The 5,201-nt window shown below is 57.6% G+C and carries 5 protein-coding genes and 2 pseudogenes; 6 read left to right on the forward strand and 1 reads right to left on the reverse strand.

Annotation, left to right across the window (positions count from 1 at the left end):
- The coding region (locus A3A5_RS43240) for an IS3 family transposase (RefSeq protein ID WP_018310862.1) at positions 1–123 on the forward strand (123 nt) is incomplete at its 5' end.
- 159 nt (positions 124–282) lie between these two features.
- A pseudogene (locus A3A5_RS45645) lies at positions 283–519 on the forward strand (aldehyde dehydrogenase family protein); the annotation flags it as partial.
- A gap of 32 nt (positions 520–551) precedes the next feature.
- Here A3A5_RS45645 and A3A5_RS0112260 read toward each other — a convergent pair.
- Entirely contained in the window at positions 552–1,838 is a 1,287-nt protein-coding gene (locus A3A5_RS0112260; protein WP_018310863.1) for a citrate synthase, read from the reverse strand.
- A gap of 346 nt (positions 1,839–2,184) precedes the next feature.
- Here A3A5_RS0112260 and A3A5_RS43245 point away from each other — a divergent pair, with 346 nt between their 5' ends.
- From A3A5_RS43245 to A3A5_RS45650, 4 genes and pseudogenes are all read left to right on the forward strand, one after another.
- Positions 2,185–2,394 carry a hypothetical protein gene (locus A3A5_RS43245; protein WP_157637206.1) on the forward strand — a complete coding sequence of 70 codons (210 nt, stop codon included), beginning with the start codon at positions 2,185–2,187 and terminating at the stop codon, positions 2,392–2,394.
- 132 nt (positions 2,395–2,526) lie between these two features.
- The gene (locus A3A5_RS0112270; RefSeq protein ID WP_018310865.1) at positions 2,527–3,546 is read left to right on the forward strand and encodes an IS110 family transposase; all 1,020 of its coding nucleotides are present in this window, start codon (positions 2,527–2,529) and stop codon (positions 3,544–3,546) included.
- A 278-nt stretch (positions 3,547–3,824) separates the two neighbouring features.
- A pseudogene (locus tag A3A5_RS41370) lies at positions 3,825–4,598 on the forward strand (IS110 family transposase); the annotation flags it as partial.
- Between the two features lie 331 nt (positions 4,599–4,929).
- A complete protein-coding gene (locus A3A5_RS45650) occupies positions 4,930–5,190 on the forward strand; it encodes a hypothetical protein (RefSeq protein ID WP_369797774.1) in 261 nt (86 codons plus the stop codon).
- Positions 5,191–5,201: the final 11 nt, after the last annotated feature.

Here is a 5,201-nt window from a genome sequence, read left to right on the forward strand (position 1 = left end):
AGGGCACAAGCGCGCCTGGATATCGTCGACTGGATCGAAGGCTATTACAATCGGCAGCGCCTGCACACTTCGATCGACTTCCTTACGCCGGTCGACTACGAAGCCCTGCGCATGGCTACATGAGTTGCTGTACGTGAAAGCGAGGCAGGGGCAGTCTTCGCTCGATTGCCGCCATTTACCGTTAGCCCGTTCTACTGTTCACGCAACGTGTCAATCAGTACGGCCTGGCAAGCGGGCGGCCACTCGGGCGAGTAGAGCGAGAGGCCGTCAGAATGGCCCAACGCCACCAAATTCGGACTTGCGGCATACGTTCAAACGAAAGACGTTTCTCTCGCGCATCGATCTGCGGCCCAATTGGAAGAGGCGATCATATGGATTAACGGAGCGCCGGGGGCGATGCCAGGCGCGATGCCAGGCGCTCCGTTTGGAGGCATGAAGAACAGCGGCTATGGACGCGTTGGTGGCCAGGCGCGCCTGCATGAATTCTTGTGCCCGAAGAATGTCTGGCTCGGAATATGAGAGTCCGGACGACCCCATGCCGCTCGCAATCTTCAACGAAGAACGGTCCCAGTGAATAGCTGGCGCGGGCGGCCGATCCTGTAGTCGGGATCGGCCATCATTTCGTTCAGCTGGGCAATCCATCCGACGGTTCGCGATAACGCGAAAATGGCTGTGAACAGGGACACGGGAATGCCAATGGCGCGCAGCACGATTCCGGAGTAAAAGTCGACGTTCGGATAGAGCTTGCGCGAGACAAAGTACTCGTCCTCCAGCGTCACCTTCTCGAGTGCCATGGCGAGTTGCAGCAACGGGTCCCTGTCCACGCCAAGGTGGCCCAGCACCTCATGGCAGGTCTCTCGCATCAGCCTTGCGCGGGGATCGTAGTTCTTGTAAACACGATGTCCGAAGCCCATCAGCTTGACGCCTGAATTCTCGTCTTTCACCCTTGCGACAAATTCGCCGATTCTGGCTACGCCTCCGGCAGCGTGGATGTCCTGCAGCATGCCGAGGCAGGCTTCGTTAGCGCCGCCATGGGCAGGTCCCCACAGGCACGCAATACCCGCCCCGATTGCGGCAAAGGGATTCGTTCCGGACGAGCCACACAGGCGTACTGTGGAAGTCGAGGTGTTCTGCTCGTGGTCTGCGTGCAGGATAAAGATACGGTCCAATGCACGCACCAGCACGTCGCTGGGCTCGTAATCCTCGCAGGGTGTCGCGAACATCATGCGCATGAAGTTTCCGGAGTAGGAGAGCGCGTTGTTCGGGTACGGACAAGACTGGCTGACGCTGTGCTTGTAAGCCATGGCTACCAGCGTCGGCATCTTGGCGATCAGGCGAATCGCAGCAATCTCACGGTGCTTTGGGTTATTGATGTCCGTGCTGTCGTGGTAGAAGGCAGCCAGGGCACCCGCCATGCTTGTCAGCACGGCCATAGGGTGAGCGTCGCGGCGGAAGCCACGGAGCATCAGGTGCATCTGCTCGTTGACCATCGTGTGGTTGGCAATGAGGCCGACGAACTCCTGCTTCTGGTCTCGATCCGGTAGTTCACCGTACAGTAATAGATAGCACGCCTCCAGGTAGTCACACTGGGCGGCCAGCTGTTCGATTGGATAGCCGCGGTACAGTAGTTTCCCCCTGTCGCCATCGATGTACGTGATGGCCGATTGGCAGGATGCGGTAGAGAGAAATCCCGGGTCGTACGTGAACATTCCGGTCTTTCCGTACAGACTCCGGATATCGATCACTTCCGGGCCGACGCTGCCCTGGTAGATGGGTAGGGTGATGCCAGGAGTGGCATCACTGAATGTCAGGACGGCTCTTTTTTCGGAAGATTTCATCTCAAAGGCTCTTCATTGCGAACGACGACTCGATAAGTCGCACGATTTGTGCCAGGTCATCAAGATTCCCCTCCGCCGGCTTCAGGCCAAGCGTGGCCGTGCTTTCCAACGGGCGTGACCGCGATGACAGCAGCAGGTATCTGTCTTTAATGTGGACAACGATTGTCTTTTTCGATGGCAGTTTCACGCAATGTACGTTGTCGGTAAGAAAGGCTTTCCGGAACACACAAGAGATCCAACTCGACATTGGTTCAGGGCCAACTCAAACTGCTTCCAACGTCAACATAGACCCTTGAATCTATGTTACGCCAACACCTGTTCCTCTCCGGGGCGTCAAGGTCATCGAATGGAAGGGACTTCCCCGTCCCGAGGTTGCGGCGGAAGCCGCCAGTTGGCACTGACGTGCCATGATGGCGTGTCGAAGCTGCATCACAACCAACGAGCCAAGAATGTGTTTGCCATTCATGGCGTCGACGAGGCCGGCAAGGCTGTGCTGGTCAAGTCGAAGGTCTCACGCGATCAACTGGTGCCACTGATTGCGCAATTTCCGCCTTGACTGAATTGAAATGAACGCGTCCCATCCGTGAACGAGTAGACAACGGAAGGTTGACCCTCACGGGCCGACGGCATCAGAGCTCAAATTGAAAGATCATAGAGGTCTTCGCAGGCCAAAACCGGAGGGGCTAGCATGAACTGGACGGCAGTGGGTGTGGATATCGCCAAAAACGTATTCCAAGTGCATTACGTCGATCAGGTTACCGGCGAAATCGTGAATAAACCAATCAAGCGGGCACAGTTCCTAGAGCACTTTGCAAACCGTGCCCCTTGCCTAATCGGGATGGAAGCGTGCAGTGGTGCGCACCACTGGGCCAGGCAGCTTGTAAAGATGGGCCACGAGGTCAGACTGATACCGGCGGAATTTGCCAAGGCGTTTAACATTCGCAACAAAAACGATGCTGCGGATGCACGGGCGATCTGGCTGGCCGTGCAGCAACCAGGCAAACCGGTAGCGGTGAAGACCGAGACGCAGCAGGCGATGCTGGCACTGCACCGGATGCGCCAGCAGCTCATAAAATTTCGCACGATGCAGATTAACAATCTGCGTGGACTGTTGACGGAGTACGGCGAGGTAATGGGCAAGACTCGTGCGGCCTTGGACAAGGCGATTCCGGAAGTTCTGGGACGGGTTGCCGAGCGACTGCCCGCAGTGGTAATCGACACGCTGCGAGAGCAGTGGAACGGACTGGCGAAATTGGACGAGCAGGTTGCGCAGATAGAGCGTCGGATGCGCGAGTGGAAGAAAGAAGATGAGGCGGTCAAGGCAATCAGCAAGATTCCTGGCGTGGGGCTCCTGACAGCAACAGCGGCCGTCGCGATGATGGGTGATGCAAGGGCATTCAAATCGGGGCGCGAGTTTGCCACGTGGGCCGGGCTCGTGCCAAAACAGACCGGCTCAGGCGGCAAAGTAACCTTACACGGCATATCGAAACGGGGCGACACGTACCTGCGCACGCTGCTAATCCATGGTGCGCGAGCGGTGTTGAGGCATGCGAAGGAACCAGGCCCATGGGTTGAGCAGATGATCAAGCGGAGGCCGATGAACGTCGTGATTGTTGCACTGGCCAACAAGATGGCTCGGACAATCTTGGCGGTACTGGCTCACGACAGACCGTACCAGAAGAATTTCGTGAGTGTGAAGCCCGCCTGAGTGGATACGGAATAGAAGACTAACATTAAATACAGGATGAAAGTCCAAAGGTTGCGCAGCAATCGAGTGGGATGACTAGTCAGGTAGGACCTGGGACTCGCTAAACCTGTATGCCGATACGAGCTTCGAGCTCGTTGCCTGAATGAGGAGCGAGTCAGCGGATTTCATAGGGGCCCGCGGCGCCAGTACCGGCTGCATGAAGGCCGGATAGAGAGCTGCAACCATCCTGTCAGTCTGAACATACGAAAACTGTTGCAAAATGGGACGCGTTCATAGAGATCGGCATGGAAGCTTGCTCTGGCGCGCATTACTGGGCGCGGTTGTTTCGCCAGCACGGACACACGGACACACGGTCAAGCTGATGTCGCCGAGACTGGTGGCGCCTTACCGGATGTCCGGCAAACGCGGAGCTTGCATCGAACCCGCCAGGGATTCGTAGAAGAGCGTACCGCGACTTACAACCGCCTGCGCGGGTTGCTGGCCGAATTCGGTGTGGTATTGCCGCAGAAACCGGAGCGACTGCGCAAGGAGATCGGGACACATCTGGAAGCCTTGCCCGGCTGGGCGAATCGTTGTATCCAGGACCTACTGGACCATGCCAGCAGGCTGGAAGAGAAGCTGGACGAATATGATCGAGCTATCAGCGAGATTGCGCATGAAGACGAGCGCAGCAAGCGCCTGATGCAACTGCGAGGGATCGGGCCGACTACGGCTAGTGCCCTGGCTGCTAGCATCGGGGCGGGACACGACTTCAGGAATGGCCGCCAATTAGCGGCTTGGATAGGGTTGACGCCGGGACAGCACAGCAGTGGGGGCAAACAGCGCCTAGGTAGCATCACCAGAGCCGGAGACGCTTACTTGCGTACGCTGCTGGTATTCGGGGCTCGCGCGGTGATGGCAAACCTGGGCGATAAGCAGGATCGATATAGCCGCCGGGTCAGAGACCTGCTAGAACGCCGCGGTTACTGGCGAGCAGCCATCGCCATTGCAGCCAAGACGTGAGAATGGCGTGGGCCATGCTGAAATATGGCGATGCCTTCAAACATGCGTAAGCGCAGATAACTCAATCAACCAGCTTTTAAAGAGCTACAGCGGAACTCATGAGTAGCTAGATCACTTTGCACTGCCAGCGTTGATGTGAAGCGGGTTGGACCCGCGCGAGGCATACCTGGGAAAGTCAGGGGACGCCAAGCCCGATCATCGAACGAGGCCCTAGCGCGCGTCTTACATCAGGGTCCGGGCCATCGGCCCACTATGACCGTTTGTAGTACTGCAGTCCTTCACCTCTCACATAACTCCGGCACGGCAACACAGTGCTCCATAAACTGATTGGCGCTTGCGCCAACGGGGAAGCCCTTGTAGTAGCGCTTTACCCGCGATGAGATTGTTGAAAAGCTCAACGCAGCCGATGTGCCGGTGGCCAGTATCCTGACCATGGCGGAACTCACCAGCGACGACTACATGCGCACCCGCGGATCGTTCCGTACGGTGCGTGATGGGACCGGAGGCACCATGCGCTTGCCGGTGGACCCCACCCAGTTTCAAGCAGCCGAAGGCAGTGATCTCAGAGGTGGCACCGTTTGTTCGGACAGGGATCCGGAGTTTTTAAGTGGAAGCGCTGGGGCAGTCAGGCTGCCGATTTGATCGCTGGCAGC

This window comes from Cupriavidus sp. UYPR2.512 (genome assembly GCF_000379565.1).
Taxonomy (GTDB): Bacteria; Pseudomonadota; Gammaproteobacteria; order Burkholderiales; family Burkholderiaceae; genus Cupriavidus.

Bases quoted from the DNA above. Each gene is read 5' to 3' on its own strand.
- A3A5_RS0112260 (WP_018310863.1), bottom strand. From the start codon at position 1,838: ATGAAATCTTCCGAAAAAAGAGCCGTCCTGACATTCAGTGATGCCACT.
- A3A5_RS43245 (WP_157637206.1), top strand. From the start codon at position 2,185: ATGGAAGGGACTTCCCCGTCCCGAGGTTGCGGCGGAAGCCGCCAGTTG.
- A3A5_RS0112270 (WP_018310865.1), top strand. From the start codon at position 2,527: ATGAACTGGACGGCAGTGGGTGTGGATATCGCCAAAAACGTATTCCAA.